This is a genomic window from Veronia nyctiphanis, from assembly GCF_004116385.1.
Lineage (GTDB): Bacteria > Pseudomonadota > Gammaproteobacteria > Enterobacterales > Vibrionaceae > Veronia > Veronia nyctiphanis.
On sequence record NZ_PEIB01000001.1, the window covers coordinates 157,473 to 178,618 of the forward strand.

17 protein-coding genes, 2 pseudogenes and 1 other annotated feature are annotated in these 21,146 nt (G+C 47.6%); of the genes and pseudogenes, 6 read left to right on the top strand and 13 right to left on the bottom strand.

Translation table 11 applies throughout. From position 1 onward, the window contains the following. The first annotated feature begins 297 nt into the window (after window positions 1-297). Both CS022_RS00750 and CS022_RS00755 read left to right on the top strand, forming a co-directional pair. On the top strand, window positions 298-1,260 hold the full coding sequence (locus tag CS022_RS00750; protein WP_129120681.1) for an LPD7 domain-containing protein: 963 nt from the start codon (window positions 298-300) through the stop codon (window positions 1,258-1,260). A gap of 36 nt (window positions 1,261-1,296) precedes the next feature. Then, window positions 1,297-1,518: a DUF2835 family protein gene (locus CS022_RS00755; RefSeq protein WP_129120682.1), complete on the top strand. Its 222-nt coding sequence runs from the start codon at window positions 1,297-1,299 to the stop codon at window positions 1,516-1,518. A gap of 74 nt (window positions 1,519-1,592) precedes the next feature. On the opposite strand, the pseudogene CS022_RS00760 reads toward CS022_RS00755, so the two are convergent. Continuing rightward, window positions 1,593-3,441, bottom strand: a pseudogene (locus CS022_RS00760) (M3 family metallopeptidase). Window positions 3,442-3,754: 313 nt separating this feature from the next. Here CS022_RS00760 and CS022_RS00765 point away from each other — a divergent pair. Then, window positions 3,755-4,681 (top strand): sterol desaturase family protein, encoded by a 927-nt coding sequence (locus CS022_RS00765; protein WP_129120683.1) that lies wholly within the window; start codon window positions 3,755-3,757, stop codon window positions 4,679-4,681. Between the two features lie 27 nt (window positions 4,682-4,708). Here the strand turns inward: CS022_RS00765 and CS022_RS00770 are convergent, their stop codons facing one another. Continuing rightward, a complete protein-coding gene (locus CS022_RS00770) occupies window positions 4,709-5,908 on the bottom strand; it encodes an NnrS family protein (protein WP_129120684.1) in 1,200 nt (399 codons plus the stop codon). A gap of 394 nt (window positions 5,909-6,302) precedes the next feature. On the opposite strand from CS022_RS00770, the gene CS022_RS00775 reads away from it, so the two are divergent. Next, complete coding sequence (locus CS022_RS00775; protein WP_129120685.1) at window positions 6,303-6,761, top strand: hypothetical protein; 459 nt, start codon at window positions 6,303-6,305, stop codon at window positions 6,759-6,761. A 29-nt stretch (window positions 6,762-6,790) separates the two neighbouring features. After that, complete coding sequence (locus CS022_RS00780) at window positions 6,791-7,984, top strand: HEPN domain-containing protein (RefSeq protein WP_129120686.1); 1,194 nt, start codon at window positions 6,791-6,793, stop codon at window positions 7,982-7,984. 143 nt (window positions 7,985-8,127) lie between these two features. Here CS022_RS00780 and CS022_RS00785 read toward each other — a convergent pair whose 3' ends face one another. From CS022_RS00785 to CS022_RS00795, 3 genes are all read right to left on the bottom strand, one after another. Next, window positions 8,128-10,203 (bottom strand): phytase, encoded by a 2,076-nt coding sequence (locus tag CS022_RS00785; protein ID WP_129120687.1) that lies wholly within the window; start codon window positions 10,201-10,203, stop codon window positions 8,128-8,130. Between the two features lie 242 nt (window positions 10,204-10,445). Beyond that, complete coding sequence (locus CS022_RS00790; protein WP_129120688.1) at window positions 10,446-11,240, bottom strand: LytR/AlgR family response regulator transcription factor; 795 nt, start codon at window positions 11,238-11,240, stop codon at window positions 10,446-10,448. After that, the gene (locus CS022_RS00795) at window positions 11,237-12,292 is read right to left on the bottom strand and encodes a sensor histidine kinase (RefSeq protein ID WP_129120689.1); all 1,056 of its coding nucleotides are present in this window, start codon (window positions 12,290-12,292) and stop codon (window positions 11,237-11,239) included. Before CS022_RS00795 ends, CS022_RS00790 begins: the two co-directional genes overlap by 4 nt. A gap of 298 nt (window positions 12,293-12,590) precedes the next feature. Between CS022_RS00795 and CS022_RS00800 the strand changes: the two genes are divergently transcribed. Then, complete coding sequence (locus CS022_RS00800; protein ID WP_129120690.1) at window positions 12,591-13,478, top strand: AraC family transcriptional regulator; 888 nt, start codon at window positions 12,591-12,593, stop codon at window positions 13,476-13,478. 51 nt (window positions 13,479-13,529) lie between these two features. Here CS022_RS00800 and hisIE read toward each other — a convergent pair whose 3' ends face one another. The 8 genes and pseudogenes from hisIE to hisG form a co-directional block, all read right to left on the bottom strand. Beyond that, the gene (gene hisIE, locus CS022_RS00805; RefSeq protein WP_129120691.1) at window positions 13,530-14,162 is read right to left on the bottom strand and encodes a bifunctional phosphoribosyl-AMP cyclohydrolase/phosphoribosyl-ATP diphosphatase HisIE; all 633 of its coding nucleotides are present in this window, start codon (window positions 14,160-14,162) and stop codon (window positions 13,530-13,532) included. Then, on the bottom strand, window positions 14,159-14,932 hold the full coding sequence (hisF, locus tag CS022_RS00810) for an imidazole glycerol phosphate synthase subunit HisF (RefSeq protein ID WP_129120692.1): 774 nt from the start codon (window positions 14,930-14,932) through the stop codon (window positions 14,159-14,161). The genes hisIE and hisF overlap by 4 nt, the downstream gene beginning before the upstream one ends. Continuing rightward, on the bottom strand, window positions 14,914-15,651 hold the full coding sequence (gene hisA / locus CS022_RS00815; RefSeq protein WP_129120693.1) for a 1-(5-phosphoribosyl)-5-[(5-phosphoribosylamino)methylideneamino]imidazole-4-carboxamide isomerase: 738 nt from the start codon (window positions 15,649-15,651) through the stop codon (window positions 14,914-14,916). The genes hisF and hisA overlap by 19 nt, the downstream gene beginning before the upstream one ends. An 8-nt stretch (window positions 15,652-15,659) precedes the next feature. Next, a pseudogene (gene hisH / locus CS022_RS00820) lies at window positions 15,660-16,258 on the bottom strand (imidazole glycerol phosphate synthase subunit HisH). 2 nt (window positions 16,259-16,260) lie between these two features. Further along, on the bottom strand, window positions 16,261-17,328 hold the full coding sequence (gene hisB / locus CS022_RS00825) for a bifunctional histidinol-phosphatase/imidazoleglycerol-phosphate dehydratase HisB (RefSeq protein ID WP_408057190.1): 1,068 nt from the start codon (window positions 17,326-17,328) through the stop codon (window positions 16,261-16,263). Between the two features lie 24 nt (window positions 17,329-17,352). Continuing rightward, window positions 17,353-18,399 (bottom strand): histidinol-phosphate transaminase, encoded by a 1,047-nt coding sequence (gene hisC, locus CS022_RS00830; RefSeq protein ID WP_201746183.1) that lies wholly within the window; start codon window positions 18,397-18,399, stop codon window positions 17,353-17,355. 5 nt (window positions 18,400-18,404) lie between these two features. Further along, complete coding sequence (hisD, locus tag CS022_RS00835) at window positions 18,405-19,718, bottom strand: histidinol dehydrogenase (RefSeq protein WP_129120696.1); 1,314 nt, start codon at window positions 19,716-19,718, stop codon at window positions 18,405-18,407. Between the two features lie 6 nt (window positions 19,719-19,724). Continuing rightward, window positions 19,725-20,621, bottom strand: a complete 897-nt coding sequence (gene hisG / locus CS022_RS00840) for an ATP phosphoribosyltransferase (RefSeq protein WP_129120697.1) — start codon at window positions 20,619-20,621, stop codon at window positions 19,725-19,727. Window positions 20,622-20,640: 19 nt separating this feature from the next. Next, window positions 20,641-20,774, bottom strand: a sequence feature (His leader region). Between the last annotated feature and the right edge of the window lie 372 nt (window positions 20,775-21,146).

Sequence of the window (21,146 nt, forward strand, 5' to 3'; positions counted from 1 at the left end):
CAAAATACGGGAATATCTACTTCACTGATTGAAAAATTATGCAAAAAATAAGGGTGTCAAAAGCAAAGTTAATACCGTTACATCAGTGATTTCTGATAAATGGAGAAAAAGCCAGAATGCTTGTTCTATATTCGTGATGATGCATTGCTAGCTTGGCTTAAGTTGCAAAAAAATATAAGCGGAAACCTAGGTAAACGTAGGGATCTAACGACAAACATCGTAGAAGCATTGATTTTCGCTGGTTTTGCAGGGATAGCATCGACGTGGCGAGCGAATCTGCGATCAAGAGGGCAATGAATGGATGTATTTGCTGTATTGGCACTGTGTTCAGCGTTGGGAGCAGGCCAAGGGAACGACGTAACAAACGATAAGGTCGATTGTAAGAAGGCAAGGGCTGTTTACCAGTCACAGCTTCGCTCATTGGCGTTGTCTAATGACGACAGAGATGCAATTGGGCGTGTGGCTTATGCAGAAGCTTCCAATCAGGGAGATGCTGGTCTTGCGGGTGTGATATATACCATTTTGAATCGTTATTTGAGCGGGCGATTCGGCAGGTCAATACAAGCTATCATCAATGCACCCTATCAGTTTGAGCCCGTTCATCGCTCCGGCGGTTGGCGACGTCTCCCTAAACTGTCAGCGGTGAGGCAGACAAAAATAGATACGATTATCAATCTCGCTCTCGACGGCCGTTTGCCGGATCCTACTAATGGCGCATTGTATTTTCAAAATCCGTCGATTGTGGCCTCACGTGAGCGAAAAGGCACTGTATCAAAAGGGTTAACGCACTTTGGCGGTGCAAGGCCTTCTTCGGTGATAAAAGACCACTATTTCTACCCATCAATGAATACCAGTGGCAAGCTTCCAGCGCGGAAATACCGCTCAATGGAAGAGCGATATGAAGGGTTCGGTGACCTGGGCGGCAGTAAGAAATACAAAACAAGCCACGATTATGCGAGTAGCCCTGAAAAGGGTTTAAGCTCCTATTATTCGCAACATGATGGGAACTATTATCTTTCATCACGCTATGACTCTCCGGCGTTCGTTTCTGAAGGTGATGAGATAAAAACCGAGCTAAATGACCCAAAGGTAGCATCATCAATTGTTGATATCGCACTGGCGAAGAACTGGACGGAAATATCGGTTCAGGGCACTGACGATTTCAAACGGCAAATCTGGCTTGAGGCATCAACCCGAGGGTTAAAAGTCATTGGCTACGACCCAGGCTTGTTTGACTATATCGCCAGATTGACATATTGATTGATACATCAGACGGTTTTCAAGGAGGAACATTCGATGGCAGATTATTACTTCTCGGTAGATATTTCTCAGCAACAATTTCTGCAGTATTACCGCGGCAACATCACCTCGGTCATGGTAAACACAGAATGCGGTCGAAGTATGGAAATCGATGCGTCCCACTTCAGATCATTCGTCTCTGCTTACGGTGTCGTGGGGCGGTTTAGAATTACGCTGGACAACAATAATCGACTCATTGACCTAGAAGAAGTTGGATAGCGACCGATGAGCACATGACTTTCATTAATAAAGCCCCGAACTCTCGGGGCTTTTCTCTTTGGTTTAACCGTCAATCAGGCGAAGTAACGTTGATTGATGTAAGACTCGAAAGTGGCGCACATATCTTCATCAGACACGGCGTTGCTGGCGATTTCTTTTTCGCCATCAACCAGTCGAATCGTAGCATCTAGCGGACGCCCCGGTTTTTCAGCCGCTTGTTGCGGCGAGCAAGGCGTTCTGTCTGCTCTTGCCACGCGGAATCTGTACTTTGATTGCAGTGCTCTGCAAGATACGAAGGATTGAAGCCTTCGCCTGTCAGATTGCGCAGCGTTTGGTCATGGGTGTGTGAGTTACCCGGGTTCCAGTAATGTTTCGCCAGCGCAGGGCCAATTTCTGGGTTATCAGACAGGTAGCCGTATTGCCCAATGAAATACGCGCGGGTCTGATAAACCGCCATGTGCGCTAAGAGGTAACCGTGATAAGCGCAGGCATATTCGTGTGTCAGCAGGTGTGGAATAGCCAGAATTGGACGAGATGCGACATCTACACCCAACACTGCTTTTTCTGTTTCACGGATAAGTGCTGTAATGCTCTCCGGCGTCAGCGAGTCTTCATCCATCGCATACAGTTTATGCTCAAACAGTGGCACAACCAGAATAGAGCGCTCGCGATATGCTGACAGGGGTTGCCCGACAGAGATCATCGCCTTGATCACCTCGTCCGGTACAACATTCTCGTTCTCGTCTTTGGCGTAGGTTTTCAGCCACTCAGCGTCGCCAAGCAGGCTGTCACAGAACATAGACTGGGTTTCGGCGTATGCCATGGTCGTTGGCGCGAACTCCTGGGCGAAACATGGCGCGTTTTGACGCACGTTAGCAAAGTGCGCAGCGTGACCGCCTTCGTGGAACAGGGTATTCAGCTCGCGATAGCCACAGCCTGACTGGTTAGGCTTGGCGTTGCTTGTGAAGGCCACTTTAGCTGGCTGCCATTCACCTCCATCGTAGAATGAGGCAGTGGGCCATGACAGAAGCCGTTTTGGTATTTGCCTTCACGCTCCAGCAGGTCAAGTGTCAGCTCTGCATCTGAAAATGGAATGTGTAATTTACTGAATGACGCAATCCAGCGTTCAACAGATTTAGCGAACGGGAGGTATTGCTCCAGTGCCTTAACGGCATCACCGCTACTTTTGGCACCAAAGTTAAACGGCTCCAGTACATCAGCGCCGTGCTCCGCAACAAGGCCATCAAGACCGCGTTGGTTGGCATCACAGGTTGCTGATTCGAACGTATTCAGGATCGACAGCAGGGTTTCTGCGGGCATCTGGTCTTTCTTGGCTGACGAATAGTCGAAGTAATTATCAAAGCCCATCGCACGCGCATAAGCGTTACGCTGTTTAACCATGTCGATGAAGCCATTTTCGAGGACCCATTGCTCGAGACCCAGCAACGCGTTATGCGCACTCTTTCGAACCGCTTCTGATTCATGGGTTGAAATTACGGCACTCAAAACAGGCAAGCCAGCTTCTACCTGTTCGCCATTTTCGTCGGTGTAGTGGAGCAGATAGTCTTTACGTTTTTTGAAAAAGCCTGCTTCATAGTCAATGATCGATTTCTTCAGCTCGTCTGCTTCTGCTGTTTCAGGTACATGGCTACTGAACATGTTTAGCCAGCCTTCTAAACCATGCTTGGTTGCACGATTTTCTTCTGAGTCTTCCAGAGACGATAGTGTTTCTAGCTGGTGGTTAATGGCATCAATTCGGGCCGCATCAGAGACAAAAGCGTTCCATGATTTTTCTGCATCTGCTAATGCCTGCTGATCATCACTGGTGCCCATGTATACGTCCCAGAACAGCTTTTCTTTGTGTTTATGAACTGCGAGGTATTCTTGGTTTAAGGTGTCGAGAAATGTTGCTGGAGAGGTCATAGGTCTTCCCTGATAGTCTTTTTTATTCCCTGCATAGTACGGAACTTTATCTTGATTGATGGCTGCTGTTGCACCTTTTTGCGATCAATGACACTTGTGAGTGGGTAGAGGATGAGATTGCGAAGAACAGAGCGTGGCACAGTTAATGGCCATTATACGTTGCGTCATTCGGTGGCTTGATCTCGAGATTGTATCATTTAGGACATTGCTGAATTAGCGCCTCCTATAGTCTGGTGAAAGTATTCAATTGGCGGTATTGCGCGCACGTGCTTATCGAGCCAGCCCAAGTAATGATTGAAGGGGCAGAAAAAACATGACAGAACAGGATGTTATTATCGCTTTTGGCGCTACAAGCGCCATTCTCGCCTTGGTGGGTGCGATTGAGTTTTTGTTTTTTGATTTCAAAAAACGTATGCACGATTTGTCAGAGTACAAGATGATCGTGATAGGGCTGATTGTTGCGGGTGTCATCGCCATCTTGGCCCGACCGCTGGTGACAGGAGCATGGGCTGAAGTCGGGAGCGGCTTTGCATTGTGGCATTTAGGTGGTATTACCGATTGGTATATGTGGCCGATAGCCCTTCTGGTGTATGAATTCTGTTATTGGGTCCATCATTGGATGGGGCATAAAGTGCGCTTCTTCTGGTGTATCCATGCGCCGCACCATGCGCCTGAGTCTATCAATATCCTTGTTGGCATCAATCATTCGTTCATCGAATCCCTTTTCTATATGCCTATTGCGCTTGGATTCTTCTCCGGGTTGTTTGGCGTCGATCCTATGATGGTGATGCTGCTGAATGCGCTTGATATGCTGTGGGGCACGCTGCTGCACGTCAGTGATAACATGGTGAAGAAGAAGTACGGCATCTTAGAACGTTTCATGCAAACGCCTTCCTACCATCGTGCTCACCACGGCAAGAACCTCGAATATATGGACACCAATTACACATCTATCACTTTATTCTGGGATACGGTTTTTGGTACCAAAGTTGAACTTAATGATAACAATCCGGTTGAGCTTGGCATTACCAGTCAGGTCGATACTGGCGACTATCTTGATGCCCACTTTGGCCAGTTCAAAAAGCTGTGGGCAGACGTGAAAAGTGCGCCTGATTTTAAGTCAAAAGTGGCTTACTGCATCATGCCACCCGGTTGGTCGCACACTGGAGAACACCACATGGTGAGTACGCAAAAGAAGCAGGCCAGAATGGCTGAAAATATGGTGCAATCACCAGAGTAAACTTCTAGGCCTGCCGCTTTGACAACGTTAACCCGGACGGCCGTCTGCCCTGGGTGTAGTCAGCACGTTAAAATAGCTCAATACGTATAAGGCAAATGCCAGTATAAACAGGCCTCCTGATAGCAGCAGGCCTGTTTTGTCTGGCCACAATCCATAAACCAGCCTAACGATTGCCGCCGCTGAGAGACAGTAGAGAGCAGAGACCGTTACACGATTAATAATGAGCGGTCGACCTGAATGGCCGAGAGATACCCGGGATATCATCGCCAGAATCATCCCCGTCATTGCACCTACCGTGAGGATATGTAGCGCGGTTGAGTGAGTGATCAGGCTCGTGCTGTAAGATAACGCCATTCCTAAGGCACCAAACGGAATACACCAATACGCTGCGTGTAATGACCAAACCAGCGGAACTCTATATGTTACCCAAGGACGCCAGCGGATAGCCCGAACACTGTGCGAAGCAGCGACAATGAACCACGCTATTGAAAGCACGCCGCTCATGTCTGTTTGAGATACAAAGAGTGTTGCGAGAGTGAACCCAACAACCAGCACATAGCTGCCAATGGCCCATCGCTCAACTGTGGGGGAGGGAGTGACTTTGGCTGTTTGTGTTCCGTTCGCCGTAAACATCGGGATGACCCTTCCACCTATTATCACCACTAACATGATGACGAGTAGAATGGCTAATTTGATGGCGTGGAGTGCGCTTAAGATATCGCCGGAATACAGCATCCAATAAAAGGTGAGATCTAAAGCTGCCATGGCGGTCAAAATAGGGACAAAAATCAGGTTACGGTATTGACGAACTCTTATCAAAGGGCGTGCGAGAGTGTAAATCAACATCAAAAATACACCGAGCTCCGCCGCGGTAATGACAGACAGCGGTAACGCTAAATCGACACCGTTAATGACCCGAGAGAGTGACCAAAGAAGCACTAGCCCTAAAAGAGAAAAGCCGTTAATTCCTCTTTGTCCTGTCCAGTTTTGGACAGCGGTCAACAAAAAACCCGCAATAATAGCCAAACCGAAACCAAAGACCATTTCATGTGCATGCCAGAGCATCGCAGGTAGTGCAAAACTTATGGAATTGCCCTGAAGTACAGCGAGCCATAGCAGCATGGCGATACTCCCGAAACTCGCGCCAAGCAAAAAGAATGGTCGGAAAGCCTGCCTGAGCAATGGTGTAACTCTTTTTTCTTTCTCTGGATCAAGGATATTAATCATGGCTGTCTCCTCACTAAAAACAATGCCAATATAATAACATGTATTTTATATATATGTTATAGGCGGGTTATTTTTGCTGCGCTGTAAATAAATTGCTGAGGTTTTCTCGGAAAACGGATTGCAATGAAAGGCTGAGTTTCTGTCCATGCTTTGAAACGATATTCCCATTCGAAGCCAGATAAAATGCAAAGAGTACACAGAAAGATGTTCACTTTCTGACACCTAGAGAAATGGAAAAGAAAGGCCGTCTATCCGGAAATCCTGTCAACGAAGGTCATGCGCTGACCATCGTCAATCTATAATTAAGTGTTGTGGCGTGCAGCATATTCCTATGAGTGATTGTTTTTGCAGGGTTCCGGGTATTACAGGGAGGTAAAAATGACGGGAGGTCGATTTGAGAAATAGTGATATCAATATAGATACAGAAACGTCTGTTGATGTCCGTTTTCGTCTGCAAGACATCGAATTGCATGGCACGCTCAAAGTGGCATTGAATTTTAAAGCGCGCGTGGTGGTATCAAGCTTAGATACAGAAAAGGTCCGTCATTTACCTGAGGGTTATACCTTCAACACGCTGCAATGCACCTCAGTGGATGGTGAATACACGCTGATAGATTGCAAGTATTTATCGGGTGAGATTTATCCTGAATTCATCATCAAAGGGCAGTTCGATTTCGAATTCGATACCATCATCGTCAGTCTTTTTGGCCTATCTACTTGGTTTGAAAACAGCCGTCCTTACAAGCTCAGCAATGGTAGCCTTCATAAAGATTTTGGCTACGACAAATTTTGCCACGAAATCACGTATCTTGGCCTTAAATATGAAATTGAAAATCATACTCCTGTACGATAAAAAATCAGGGTGAGAAGAATTTCTTGGTGATGGAAAAAGACTCCATCCAGATAAAAAGTTTGGATAAAAACCTCAAACTGACTGATGCGAAGAATCTGGCGTGGAAGCTAAAAATGTTCCTCTCGACCTTATCTGCTTCTCCGCTGCCGCTGCAAAGTGTGTCGATAGTCAACAAGGAAAATGGCTACCAAACCTCGCTGTATTTCTTTGAATCTGTGGTGTCGCTAAACCCGATAGAGCGCTCTTATCTATGTTTCTGTACCGGTGGTTACCTATTCCGTGAAGGCCTTTGGGACACAGTGCTGAAAAACTATTTCGCCAAAGAGAACTTTGATCAACTCTGGCCCAACCTCTATGGCATCTTTACTTTTGAAGGCTCATGGCAGTTTGATTTCATGAGCCACGTTATTTTACTCGACCGCTACTGCTCCTTAATTGCGGAACAGACCGGGTTTCGTCTGGCGAGTTGGGATACCAATGAACTCAAAGAGATGCTTGATGAAGAAGTCGAAAAATACTCAGAGGGTATCTACCGAGATAAACGCCAGTGCGTGAATAGAATCATTAAACATGTGAAAGCGGCGAAAAGGGAGCCTAACTTCTCGCAAAAGTATGAAAATGCAATGAAGTATGTATCTTCGGACATCAAAAAGCTCATTGCGTTCAGTGAAGAAGATTTCGACTTAATGAAGACCATTCGTGATCAGGTTTCGCACGGCTCTGAAGTGAAAACTAAGGAAACGTCTTCGATCAGCCATGAACTTATTCGAAAAGATCGTCTCTTAGTGCTGTTGATGTACCTTGTGTTTGATGAGCTCGGGTTTACTCGCCAGCAGTTTGCTAACTGTCTATCACGTTGCAAGCAGCGGTTTGTTCAAAATGCTCGTCTCGAAGCGAAAGAAATTGACAGATTGACGAAAAATGCGGAAATCATGCCGTTGTCTGCACCGATTAATACCAAAATATACCCGTCTTTTCGTCGCAATATTGTGGTGCTGTTTGACGAGAAAAAACAAACCTACACCATTGATGAAGAGACCAGTAGTTTGACGCAATTCCCGTCGGTATCGTTTAACCGACGTGGCATCGACAATGTGATTGATTTAGCGACACAGAATCTTGAAGACCAAAACTACACCTCTGTCGAAGTGATCCCTAATGTGTATTTCTCCCATGATGGTGTCGATCATCCAGTAAAAATGGTCATTAAGGTGACGTACTAGAATTTGGGGATAATACCGGTCAACAGCTTGTTGTCAGTTAACATTTAGCAGTAAATAGAAAAGCAGCGAACCGAAAGGGACGCTGCTTTTTTTGGCTGAGCACCGTTAGACATACTCAGTGATCTATTAAGCCAAATTGGTTTTTATGGCTGTAGTGTTTGACGAATATCTTTCCAGCTTACCAGCTTGAAGTTTTGATTCTCAGTCTTGTAGCCGCCGTCAATGTTGTACCAGTCTTGAGCGATGAACATACCCTCTGGGAAGGCTGCGCTTAGGTTGCCTGGAATCACATCGATACCATCAGTATCACTGGCACCGTCTACACCCAGCTGGTCGTTACCAATGATGGCAAACGTACCGATATTTTTGTGGTTGTTATCGATATCGTAAACCACATAGGTATTGTTACCCTGGCTTGAAGCAATCAGGAACTTCTCGATACCGTTGTTATACAGAGTCAGGCCTTCGACATCTTCAACCAGAGTTTTGTTGTCGATTTCAGCCATCATGGTGCCTTTGGTCTCGGCTTTGGCATCAGCGTTGTAAATCCAGATTCCTCTGTCTTCTTCACCCAGATACAGCGTGCCTGTTTCATCGTCAGCCACACAGCCTTCAGGCTGGCTCGCCAGCGACCAATTACGCACGATTTCGCCTGCAACACCGTCTTTGGTGAACGTCAGTTGCCAATGCTCAACATCGCCACCTTTGCCATTGGCAAACACATGGGCAGTACCGTTTTTATCTTGGTACAGGCAGATTCCGTACACTTCGCCAAGGCTTGAAATTAACTCAGGTGATTCTTCATGAACGTTATTGCCCACTGCAGTCAGCTTTTGAATCGGTGCCTGACCGTCTGTTGCTGCAACGATACGATAGAGCGTAATTGTGTTGAGCTCACGGTTCGTGGCGACGGCAAGAGAGAAGGTTTCGCCATTCCAGTCTTTTACGTTCTGACGAATATCGACGTTGTTTGGTTCACCTTCATCAAGGTATTGCAGCTCGTTACCGTCAAGGTCATAAGCCATCAGTCCGCCTTGTTTATTGGTCGCGATGATCAGGCTTTTAGATGCATCTTCAGGGTTGAGCCAGAAAGCTGGGTCATCTGCCGCATCGCCATCATCATCAACCTCTAAAGTCTCTCCCGTTGCTTTAACCAGCGATACGTTTTGCACTGCTAGCTCGGTATGGCTAAGAATGTTCGATTCTGGCAACCATCCTTGAACAGATGTTGAAAGCTCAGCGTAAGTGACTTTCTCATATACTGGCTTATCGGCCTCAGTATTTGCCACCCACAGTCCATCAAAGCCGACGGTAACGCCTTTGGCTTCGTCAACGCCGTCAACGCTAAAAGTACCCGCATACTGGTTACCGTTGTTACGGGAATAGAGGTTGAAGCCGACTACCTCGTCAGCAGCAATGACGTAACCTTCATCATTTTTACCGTAAACCAGGTCGAGTGCTTCAATTTCACCTAAGTTACCCAGAGGTTTAACGGCATCAACAAGACGACGATCTTTGACGTTTTCGGCATCAGAACCGTACGCCCAAATACCGATATCTTGCTCAGCGACATAAAGGGTTGCTGTTTGGTCATCGACCACACATGCACTGATATCTCCGCCAACATTAACCTTACGAACAGCAATAGGTTCGCCCTTGTCATCAGTGATGGCACTGGCGATTCCGCTGTTGGTCAGTTGGAGTTTGTATTGTGACAGCGCGCCGCCATCTGCAAATACAGTGGCAGTCAGCTCACCCGTTGTGATGTTTTTGTAAAGGCAAACACCTTCTGGCTTGATATCGACGGCGAGTGTACCCAGAGACTTGACCGGGGACTGCGTGTCAGCGCCGATGGAGAAGAAAGCCACTGATTCTTTATCTGGCATTGCGACAGCCAGCACATCAACAGCGGTACCGTTTGTGTCAGTAAAGCCATAGCGTATGTCAGCGCCTTGGAATTCTTCCCCCTCAGCGTGAAAAACTTCCTGACCATTATGATCATAAATGGCCAGGCCATCTCCTTCTAGCGTTGCTGCAAGAAGGCTCTGCTGTTGGTTTTCAGGGTTACGCCAGAATGCGGCATCGGCGATGTCATCGTAGCTCGTTGAGGTAGCTACAGATGATTTCACTACTTGTGCCATTGTCTGTTGAGCGGTTGCGGAAGAGATGTTTGCAACCAAAATTGACGCGGCGATTAAAGACAAACCCATACGTTTCATTGTGTCCCCTTTGTTACACTTTCTATCTGATAAAGGAGAGCAACGGTAAATCCCGTTTTTTGCATTAGAGTTACAATTCTATTGCTAAAACTGTCATCACTGATTTATTCGACATGCCTAATAAAACTGACTATCGGTTTGGCTTATTGCACAGAAAAGTGAGATTAAGTAACACTCAACTAGTACGCATTTATTTGCATAACCATCTTATGTAAGTTGTCTTTAGTTGCTGCATGCCAATCTTACATGCCTTTAAATAAAGCCTGAGAGGCGCGACTAACAGGTAGTTTTTGGCCGCAAACGAGTGCATGCATTTTGCCCGTAAAGTCCTTTTTTACCTTGGATAGCTTTCGAATGTTGATAATGGTTGAGCGATGAATTTGCCAGAAATTATCTTGATCCAACTGACTTGCAAGCTCCTTTAAAGAAGTACGAATAATATACTCCTCTAATTTTTCTTCCTGCTGTGGGCAGTAAACCGATATGTATTTGTCCTCAGCTTTAAAAAACGCCACGTCGTCAACCGACACAAGGTGGATATCTTCACCCCTCGCTGCGCGTATCCACTTCAAAGGCTCTTTGGTTGCTGGTGAAGCAACGCCCGCTTGTAGTTGCTTCAAAATATGATGAAGGTCAGGCGTATCAGACGTCTTGGTCTCAGAAAGCAGCCGAGTTTTGACCTTTTCACATGCTTTTAGTAGACGGCTTTCATCGAGTGGTTTTAAGAGATAGTCCACAGCATTTTTTTCGAACGCTTCCAGAGCATGCTCGCTGTAAGCCGTAGTAAAAACAATATATGGAGGACGCTTCAATTGACCGATTTTCTCGGCCAATTGCAGGCCGTCCAAGCCCGGCATATTAATATCCAGAAATACGACATCTGGCTGGATCTCTGTGATAGTTGAATGAGCTTGAGAGCCATTTTTACACTTAGCCTCGATGACTAGTTCGGGCCATAAATCTGCCAACAGCTTATCGAGGTGGCGAAGCAAGAGTGGTTCGTCTTCTGCCAATACAGCACTGAATGTTTGTGTCATAGCGACTCCTGTATAGCCAGTTGTTCAAGCGCATTTTTGTTGATGCGAATAGAGGAAGTGACGCCTTTATCAGGGTTCTCAGAAATACTCAATGAGGCCTGTTCGCCAAATAATGTCTCTATTCTCGATCGAATATTTTTGACGGCAATGCCGTTGCCTTTGCTTTGCGTGTTATCGCGCAGCCCGATCCCACTGTCTGAGACACACAACAGGTAGTCATGCTTGTCGAGCACAAAACGAATATCGATATGGCCGCGTTCAATGTCAGGCTCGATACCATGCACGACCGCATTCTCAACCAAAGGTTGTAACAAAAATGGAGGAATTTGGATGTGAGACAAAGAGGGGTCTGCATGTATCTCGAAAGACAGTTCTTCACCGAGACGTATCTTTTGAATCTTCAGGTAATCATTAATTAATCCAGACTCCCTATCTATTGATATCAACCTTTCGCGACCAAGCTGCAATGAACTTCTGAGCAAATCAGTGAGGTGCCGGAGCATCTGTTGTGCTTTACGGGGTTCCATATCAATTAGGGCATCGATATTGGCCAAAGTATTGAACAGAAAATGCGGCTCAATCTGGCTTTGCAGCTGGGTCAGCTCGCTGAGTACGAGCAACTTTTCTTGTTCCGCCTGTTTTCGACGCGCTTCTTCCAGTGCTTGCCTAGCCTGCATTTGTTTTTCACGATTATGGAGGTAGTACATACACGCCATTGTGAATGTCAGCCCCATAATAAACGTTGGCTGAAGCACGTGAAGCGAGGCCCCATAGCCACTGAGCAGCAAATAGCAATTTAGTGTGCCCGCTAACAGTGCCAGGGGTACCACAATGAATCCTCTTAACTTTTCTGGCCAGTTTGGGAAAAAGCGATGGCTGAGCCATGAGAGGGAAAGGTTTGAGTAACCGTAACCAAAACTGATTATCAAATTATCAGTAAATGTGCTTGGCCACATTGAGTAAGTAATAACGGCAATCGCAAAGCAAAAAACAGAGGTGATTAAAGTGGCTGACACCCATGAATTAGCGAAAAACTGTTTGATTTTTGGCATTGTGATGTCCTGAGTATGGGGTGGTTTATTGTAAATAATCCGAGGTTAAACCCACAGCAAATAAATGAATATAAAAACGAAAATTTGTACTGCTTCGATATTTGTTATGGTCATTAGCACGAACTGTAAATAGTCTACTTGATGCATTGTAGACTGCATGTTTTTGCGATAAACCGCCTTTATATGGTGTTAAGTGTTAAAAGTGGAACCCGAGATTCAATTGTATTCGCCAAAAACAGCAAACATTATCAATCGGCTCTGACATAACGTAACTGGGCAGTCACGACGAGAACGAACAATGAAAAAGAATACGGAAGACAATTACTTAAAAAGGCTCAACGCCGTCATCGATTTTATCTACGACAACATTGATAACAGTCTGGATATAAACCGTTTGGCAGACGTTGCCTGTATGTCGCCGTATCATTTTCATCGCATTTACCGCAGCGTTATTGGCGAGCCAGTGAATGCGACGGTTCGACGTTTGAGGCTGCATAAAAGTGCTGCCTTGTTATTACGCTCTGAGCATTCTTTGCTCGATATTGCCATTGCTACTGGCTATGGCAGCAGTGAAGCGTATAACCGCGCGTTTAGAAAAGAGTTTGGTAAAACGCCGGGGCAGTTCAGAGTGGAGGGAGGAAATAAGCTTATACCCTCGATTTTCTCCAAGCGAACGATAACGTCAGAAAAGGTTGATAACAAAATGTACGAAACGGAACTGGAAAATTTTGAAGGACTGAGGTTAGTCGGTATTCGCCATCAGGGTGATTACATGGATATTGGGCAAGTGTTTGAGAAGCTCCTCATGTCTGCAGGTCAATACCAATGGATGAATGATACCACCCGAATGATAGGCATCTACTACGATGACCCGAGTTCAGTGCCTGTGGAAGATAGACGCTCGGTTGCCTGCATGACCCTGCCTGACGGAGCCGAGGTACCAGAGGGACGTGGGTTAGAGGTTCTGGATGTGCCTGCAGGTAAAACAGTAAGCTTGCTGTTCAAAGGAAGCTACGCAGAATTGGAAAAGCCTTATAACTGGTTGTTTGGCGAATGGCTGCCATCAAGTGGTCTTGAGATGGAAAACTTCCCGGCGTTTGAAGAGTATTTGAACGACAATCGAGTCACGCCTCCCAGTGAGTTACTGACGAGAATTCACTGTCTGGTCAAACCTTCCGCGGTGTAATTATGATTGCGCCGATGGAGGATATGTTTATATCCATCGGCGCGTTATTTACTACTTATGTCTTTCGCGAAGCTTCTCAGCGACATCAGTCAGTGAGAAACCTTGATCCAACAACAGCACAGTCAGGTGATAGATGAGGTCGGCTGACTCGTTGATCAGCTCCTCCTTGTCACCCGACGTCGCTGCGAGCGCGACTTCGACACCTTCCTCACCCACTTTCTGCGAAATCCGCTTGGTGCCTTTGGCAAATAGGGACGCCGTATAAGATGAGTCAGGATCGGATCCTCGACGGGATGCCAGCACTTGCTCAAGTCGGTGAAGGAACACCATAGAGGGGTCTTCGAATATGTCTTCACCGAAGCAGGTGAGGTCGCCCAAATGGCAGGTTGGGCCGATAGGGTTGGCCTGAACCAAAAGGGTGTCTTGGTCACAATCGAGTCTGATCTGCTTGAGCTCAAGAACATTGCCGGACGTTTCCCCTTTTGTCCAAAGGCGCTCTTTTGTTCGTGACCAGAAGGTCACATGACCTGTGTCCTGCGTCTTTTCCAGCGCGTCCTTATTCATATAACCCAGCATCAGAACCTGACCGCTGGCAATGTTTTGTACAATGGCGGGCACTAGACCGTTAGTTTTCTCCCAGTCCACCTGTTCAGCCAGTGCTGTTTGTGTATTTCCTTGGCTCATAGGCGGATCTCCAAATTTTGTTGTTTGAGGTAGTGTTTAAGTTCACCGATATTAATGATTTGCTTGTGGAATACCGATGCGGCAAGCGCACCGTCAACGTTGGCAATATTGAAGGCATCGGCAAAGTGTGGCATTTCTCCAGCGCCGCCAGAGGCAATCAGAGGCACCTTACACACTGGGCGAACCATGTTGAGCTGCTCTAGGTCATAGCCTTGGCGGACACCGTCCTGATTCATCATGTTAAGGACGATCTCACCGGCTCCTCGGCGTTGCACCTCTTCTACCCAGTCGCGTGTCTCCCACTTGGTAACCTGTGTGCGGGATTCATCGCCCGTGAATTGGTAAACCTGATACTTGCCTGTTTCTTTGTCGTAGTAAGAATCTATGCCCACCACAATGCACTGAACGCCAAACTTCTCAGCAAGCTCAGTGATGAGATCCGGATTTGCCAGTGCTGGGGAGTTTATCGAGATTTTGTCTGCGCCAAACTCCAAAATTCTGCGGGTATCTTCTGCTGTTTTGATACCGCCAGCGACACAGAAAGGGATATCAATTACTTCTGCTACCCGCGCAACCCAACTTTTATCCACCACGCGGCCATCACTTGATGCGGTGATATCATAAAACACCAGCTCGTCGGCACCTTCTTCCGCGTAACGTTTCGCCAAAGGCACGATATCACCGATGATTTCATGATTACGGAACTGAACGCCTTTGACGACCTGTCCGTCGCGAACATCGAGGCAGGGAATTATCCGTTTTGCCAGCATGAAAATGCCTCCTCTGCCGTGAATTTTCCATCGAGCAATGCGCGGCCGACGATCACGCCTGACACGCCAGTCCCTTTCAGCGCTTCAATATCCGCCAGCGAGCCAATACCGCCCGATGATTGGAATTGGACATCTGGATAGGCACGGCAAATATCGCGATAAAGGTCGACGTTTGAACCTGCGAGAGTGCCGTCTCTTGAGATATCCGTACACAGCACGTGCTTGAGGCCGACTGAGCTGAAATCTTCAACCATGGCTTCAAGTGTCAGGGTTGAGGTTTCTTGCCAGCCAGACACAGCGACCAGTCGGTTTCCGTTCTCGTCGATGTTGATATCCAGTGCCAGCACAATGTGCTCCGGCCCATACTTCTCCATCCAGCGCTTTACCTGTGCGGGTTCTTTGACTGATGTCGAACCAATCACCACACGTTTTGCGCCAGCGCGCAGTAACTCAACAACGTCAGACTCTTTACGCACGCCGCCACCAATCTGAATGTTGGCTGGCGTGCTGTCGATAAGGCGGGTGATAATATCAATCTGGCGTGCAGTGGTATCTTTAGCGCCAGTCAAATCGACAAGATGCAGCCAGTCAGCGCCAGCTTGATGATAAAGGTTGAACTGTTCAGCAGGGTCAACCTTGTACTCTGTCTTTTGACCGTAGTCGCCCTGATAGAGCCGGACGACCTGACCATCAATTAAATCTAATGCGGGGATAATCATCCTTGCTCCTACATCTCGAGAAAGTTTTTAATCAGTTGCGCGCCTGCTTTACCTGAACGCTCTGGGTGAAACTGGACACCAAAATAGTTGCCGCTTTGAACTGCGGCACTGAACGGTTGCCCGTAGTCGCACTGCCCAATGGTGTATTCACCGACAGGCATGGCGTAGCTGTGCACGAAGTAAAAGTAGCTGTCTTCAGGCAAATCTTTGAACAGGGGGTTACCCGCTTTGGCAGCCACTGTGTTCCACCCCATGTGTGGGAGCGGTTGCTCTCCGGTTTTCATCAGTGTGGTGTCTGCATCGACGTGGCTCAGGCAATCGACGGTCTCTTTGCCTTCCTGAGAGGTTTTGCCCAGCAATTGCATGCCGAGGCAAATTCCGAGCAGCGGTTTTTCAACTTTATTCACCAGTTCGATAAGGTCTCTGTCGCGCAAGTTTTTCATTGCTTCACCTGCAGTGCCGACACCGGGAAGAAACAGTTTGTCGGCATTGAGAACATCTTCAGGATTGCTGGTAACACTGACCTTATAGCCAAGGCGCTCGACCGCAAAGCGAACAGAGCTGACGTTGGCGCAGCAGTATCAATGATGACGACGTTTTGGCTCATAGCTACAGCACCCCTTTGCTGCTTGGCAGTTCATTACCTTCGACGCGAATGGCCTGACGCAGGGTTCGGCCAAAGGCTTTAAACAGGCTCTCAACAATGTGGTGTGTATTTTCACCATCGGATGAGAGGTGCAGTGTGCAAGCCAGTGTGTCGGTCAGTGAACGGAAGAAGTGTTCCACCATTTCAGTCGAGAGGTCGCCGACTTTTTCCTGCGAAAATTCCGCTTCAAACTTAAGGTAAGGACGGCCAGAGAGGTCTAAGGCACATTGTGCCAGACACTCATCCATCGGCAGGCTGAAGCCGAAGCGGCCAATGCCACGCTTGTTGCCGAGTGCTTCTTTCAGCGCCTGACCCAGTGCCAGTGCGGTGTCTTCAACTGTGTGGTGATCGTCGATGTGCAGATCACCTTCCACGGCGACCTCCATTCGAAATCGACCGTGGGTCGCAATTTGGTCTAGCATGTGGTCGAAGAAGCCAAGACCCGTGCTGATCTTGTTACCGCCACTTTCATCAAGATTTAGGCGAATGTTAATGTCGGTTTCTTTGGTGGTACGGGTAACACTGGCGGTGCGTGGCTGGGTCGTCAGTGATTTTACAATCTCCTGCCAGCCCATTGTGTCCGGGTTGTATTGAATACCGCGGATCGCCATGTTTTCTGCCAGTTGCAGATCGGTCTCACGGTCGCCGATAACCGCAGAGGTTTGGAAATCAACCCGCCCTTGCTGGAGGTAGGGTTTGACCAATCCAAGACTCGGCTTTCGGCATGAACAACCATCGTCGTCGAAGTGAGGGCAAATCAGCACATCATCAAAGTGAATACCTTGTGAAGTGAAGATCTCCATCATCATGTTATGCGGCGCATCAAAATCGTCTTGCGGGTAACTGTCCGTACCCAGTCCATCTTGATTGGTCACCATCACCAGTTTGTAGCCAGCCTCTTGCAAAGACAGAAGGGCAGGGATAACAAAGGGCTCCAACTTCAGTTTGTCCAGTCTGTCGACTTGAAAATCAACCGGTGGCTCAACAATTAAGGTGCCGTCACGGTCGATAAATAGAATTTTTTCTTTCACACACACTTCCTTTCGGTGTTGTCTTTATTGTTCTGCCAGCTGCTCTCGGATGAACGCCAGGGTTTTTTCACATTCTTCTCTGTTACCGATGCTCAGGCGAATACAGTTCTCTATCGGTGAACGGCGAAGAATGATGCCGTTATCCCAAAGTCTAGAAAACAACGCGTCAGCATTTGGGAAACGAATCAGTAAAAAGTTGCCGTAGCCATCGAAGACGTCAACGCCCGGAAGCATAGATAAGCCAGCCTGAAGGTAAGCGCGGTTTGCACTTAAATCGAGAGTCTGAAACTTCATTTTGGCAAGGCCGGCTTCAGACAATGCCTGACAAGCAATTTCTTCAACAGGAACTGGCACCGGATACGGCGGTATCACTTTAAGCATCAGTTCAATGATTGCAGGGCTCGCCAATGTAAATCCGCAGCGCAAGCCTGCCAGCGCAAAAGCTTTCGACAGCGTGCGCAGTATGGCTAGGTTGGGGTAGCGTGCCAGCAAATCTGTGCTGGTGGCTTCGAGATGAAAGTCGATGTATGCCTCGTCGAGCACAACAATGGCTTTATCTTTGGTCATTTCAAGCAGGCGCTCGATGTCCTGACGATCAATCAGATTTCCGGTCGGGTTGTTTGGGTTACAGACAAACACCAGCTTGACGGTATCCAGTGACGCTTCAATAGCTGGCATATCTAGCTGCCAGTCATCACGAAGCGGCACAGTTTTCCGGTTTACGCCACAGGTTTCTGCACTGACACCATACATGCCGTATGTTGGCGGGCAGAAAAGAATACTATCGTCTCCCGGCTCGCAGAATGTACGAATCAGAAGCTCAATCCCTTCGTCGGCACCACGTGATGTCAGTACCTGATTCGCTTCAAGGCCAGCATAGGCAGCGTAAGCATCAATAAGCGCTTGCGGTTGGCAGGTGCTGTACCGGTTAAGACGATTACCACTGACTGTGTAGTCATTGTCAAAAGGGGACTCGTTGGCATTCAGCCACACATCACCGTTGCCGCCTAAACGGCGGGCAGAGAGGTAGGGGGTAAGCTGCCGCACATTTTCCCGCGCCAGAGCATTGATATCCATTATGCCTCCTCGCGCGCTTCTTTCGCTGCTTGCAGCGCTTTGACACGAACGGTGACTGCATTTCTGTGAGCGTCTAGCCCTTCTGCATCTGCCATAGTTTCTACCGTTGGGGCCAATCTCTCCAGCCCTTCAGGTGTCAGCTTTTGCACCGTCATGCGTTTGCTGAAATCAGCCAAACCGAGGCTGGAATAGGTGCGAGTATAACCGTAGGTAGGTAACACGTGGTTTGTACCCGACGCATAATCACCAACCGACTCCGGTGACCATGCACCAAGGAAAATAGAGCCAGCATTATCAAGCAAAGGCAAAAGTTCACTGGGAAACTCGGTCTGAACAATAAGGTGCTCAGGGCCATATCGGTTGGAGATCTCGACACATTCTTCAAGATCTTCAGCGATGATGATCACGCTGGACCCCAGTGCTTGCTTGGCTATTTCAGCTCGGCTTAGTACCGTCAGTTGCTCTGATACTGCAGAGGCAACCTTCTCTGCCATTGCCATGCAAGGTGTCAGCAGAACGACCTGTGAGTCGGGGCCGTGCTCAGCCTGACTGAGCAAGTCTGCTGCAATGAAATCAGGGTTTGCATAGGTATCAGCGATGACCAGCACCTCAGAAGGGCCTGCTGGCATGTCGATAGCTGCGCCCTTGTGGTCGTTGCTCACCTGTTGTTTAGCTTCGGTAACGTAAGCGTTACCCGGACCGAAAATCTTATCGACTTTGGCGACACTCTCGGTGCCATAAGCCATCGCAGCTATGGCTTGTGCGCCACCCACGTTATAGATTTCAGTGATGCCGCAAAGGCGAGCGACATAAAGGATCTCGTCAGCAATCGGTGGTGGAGAACAAAGCACGACCTTTTGACAACCAGCGATTTGAGAAGGGACACCCAGCATCAACACGGTAGAAGGTAAAGGTGCACTGCCACCAGGAATGTAGAGGCCAACCCGCTCGATTGGACGGGTAATCAGCTCGCAAGTCACACCTGGCATGGTTTCAACACGCACAGGTTGCGGCTTTTGCGCTCTGTGGAAGCAAGTGATGTTGTTATAAGCCTGCTGTAGTGCATCTTTGATGCCCTGACCGAGACGCGCGACAGCCGCATCGACTTCGGCGGTTGTCACGGCAACAGATTCGGGCTCTACATTGTCAAATTGCATCGTCAGTGCTTTTAACGCGGCATCGCCGTCTTTTCTCACCAGATTGATGACATCATTAACAGCATCACCAATCGCCGCACCGTCACTGATTGCAGGGCGTTCCAGTACCGCTTCCTTCTGGCTGTCACTGAGTGTTTCCCACACCACGGTCTTCATGCTGAATTACTCCATCATTTTTTCAATTGGCAGCACCAGAATAGAGCTGGCGCCAAGTGCTTTTAACTGTTCCATGGTCTCCCAAAACAGGTTTTCACTACTGACCAGATGGACGGCCACACGCTGTTTGTCGTGCGCCAGCGGCAATATGGTTGGGTCTTCAGCACCCGGCAGTAATGCGACCACTTTTTCAAGCGTATCACTTGGCGCGTGAAGCATGATGTATTTAGATTCTTTAGCCTGTATGACACCTTGGATACGTGTCAGTAAGCGTTCAATTAATTCCGTCTTCTCTGCATCAAACTCGCCCTTACGCTGAATGAGAACTGCCTTTGAACGGAAGATCACTTCAGCTTCTTTCAGGCCATTGGCTTCGAGGGTTGCGCCCGTCGATACCAAATCACAAATTGCGTCGGCCAACCCGGCACGCGGTGCGACTTCAACAGAGCCATTTAACATACAAGGGCTGAAGCTGACGCCTTTTTTGTCGAGGTAGTCTTTGAGGATATTCGGGTATGAGGTTGCAATGCGTTTGCCGTTTAAATCTTCAGGACCGTTATAGGTCTGATCTTTATCGATAGCAACAGAAAGACGGCAGCCGCCAAAGTCGAGTCGACGCAGCTGGGTGTATTCAGAGGGTTCATTCAGTGCGATACGCTCTAAACGCACTTCTTCGAGTTCGTTTTCACCAATCACACCCAGATCGACAACACCGTCCATAATGAGGCCCGGAATGTCGTCATCTCTCACCAGCAGCAAATCAATCGGCATATTTTCAGCGTGAACAACCAAACGCTCACCGCTAAAGCTGATTTTTACCCCGCAGCGCTTCAACAGTTCCTGACATTCTTTTGCCAGACGCCCTTTCTTTTGTATTGCAATACGTAGTCTGTCTGTTTGCATTGTTCTAATCCCTGTCCTAAAACGAAAAACCCCCGGAATCTCTTCCAGGGGTCTCAAATTCTTTTTGGTAATGACCGATGGAAGTTCACTCTTTTTGCCTTCCAGTCGAAACCATTCCTCCCGAAAGACTAGTCAGGATGATGGTGATGATGAGTGGTCATTAGCAGCATTGTCATATTGGTATTCGTCGTTCAACTTGTTTACGAAGTAGGCTTCACAGTAACAAACTGATTAGATAATGCAATGACTTATTTTTGAGACGGCGATATTTTCTGTTGGCATATTGCAATGTAGGCTCAGAGCAAATGAAATATCCTGTGAGAAAGGTTTGATGGATAATCTTAATGAAATGCATTTTCCCAGTTTATCATTCTGAAATTTTTGGAAATGTTGAATAGATACATTACTGAGAAATAATGGCGTTTACAGGGCGATGGTCAAACAAAAATATCCAGTTTTCCTTTTGTTTCTGATATAGAACAAGAGTCAAAATCATCATTTTCAGCGTTTTCAAAGCTCAAATGG

Excerpts from the sequence above, each read along its gene's own strand:
- hisD (WP_129120696.1), bottom strand. The coding sequence starts at position 19,718 with ATGAAGACCGTGGTGTGGGAAACACTCAGTGACAGCCAGAAGGAAGCG.
- CS022_RS00785 (WP_129120687.1), bottom strand. The coding sequence starts at position 10,203 with ATGAAACGTATGGGTTTGTCTTTAATCGCCGCGTCAATTTTGGTTGCA.
- hisG (WP_129120697.1), bottom strand. The coding sequence starts at position 20,621 with ATGCAAACAGACAGACTACGTATTGCAATACAAAAGAAAGGGCGTCTG.
- hisF (WP_129120692.1), bottom strand. The coding sequence starts at position 14,932 with ATGCTGGCAAAACGGATAATTCCCTGCCTCGATGTTCGCGACGGACAG.
- hisA (WP_129120693.1), bottom strand. The coding sequence starts at position 15,651 with ATGATTATCCCCGCATTAGATTTAATTGATGGTCAGGTCGTCCGGCTC.
- CS022_RS00750 (WP_129120681.1), top strand. The coding sequence starts at position 298 with ATGGATGTATTTGCTGTATTGGCACTGTGTTCAGCGTTGGGAGCAGGC.
- CS022_RS00800 (WP_129120690.1), top strand. The coding sequence starts at position 12,591 with ATGAAAAAGAATACGGAAGACAATTACTTAAAAAGGCTCAACGCCGTC.
- CS022_RS00755 (WP_129120682.1), top strand. The coding sequence starts at position 1,297 with ATGGCAGATTATTACTTCTCGGTAGATATTTCTCAGCAACAATTTCTG.
- hisIE (WP_129120691.1), bottom strand. The coding sequence starts at position 14,162 with ATGAGCCAAGGAAATACACAAACAGCACTGGCTGAACAGGTGGACTGG.
- CS022_RS00770 (WP_129120684.1), bottom strand. The coding sequence starts at position 5,908 with ATGATTAATATCCTTGATCCAGAGAAAGAAAAAAGAGTTACACCATTG.
- CS022_RS00780 (WP_129120686.1), top strand. The coding sequence starts at position 6,791 with ATGGAAAAAGACTCCATCCAGATAAAAAGTTTGGATAAAAACCTCAAA.
- CS022_RS00765 (WP_129120683.1), top strand. The coding sequence starts at position 3,755 with ATGACAGAACAGGATGTTATTATCGCTTTTGGCGCTACAAGCGCCATT.
- CS022_RS00790 (WP_129120688.1), bottom strand. The coding sequence starts at position 11,240 with ATGACACAAACATTCAGTGCTGTATTGGCAGAAGACGAACCACTCTTG.
- CS022_RS00795 (WP_129120689.1), bottom strand. The coding sequence starts at position 12,292 with ATGCCAAAAATCAAACAGTTTTTCGCTAATTCATGGGTGTCAGCCACT.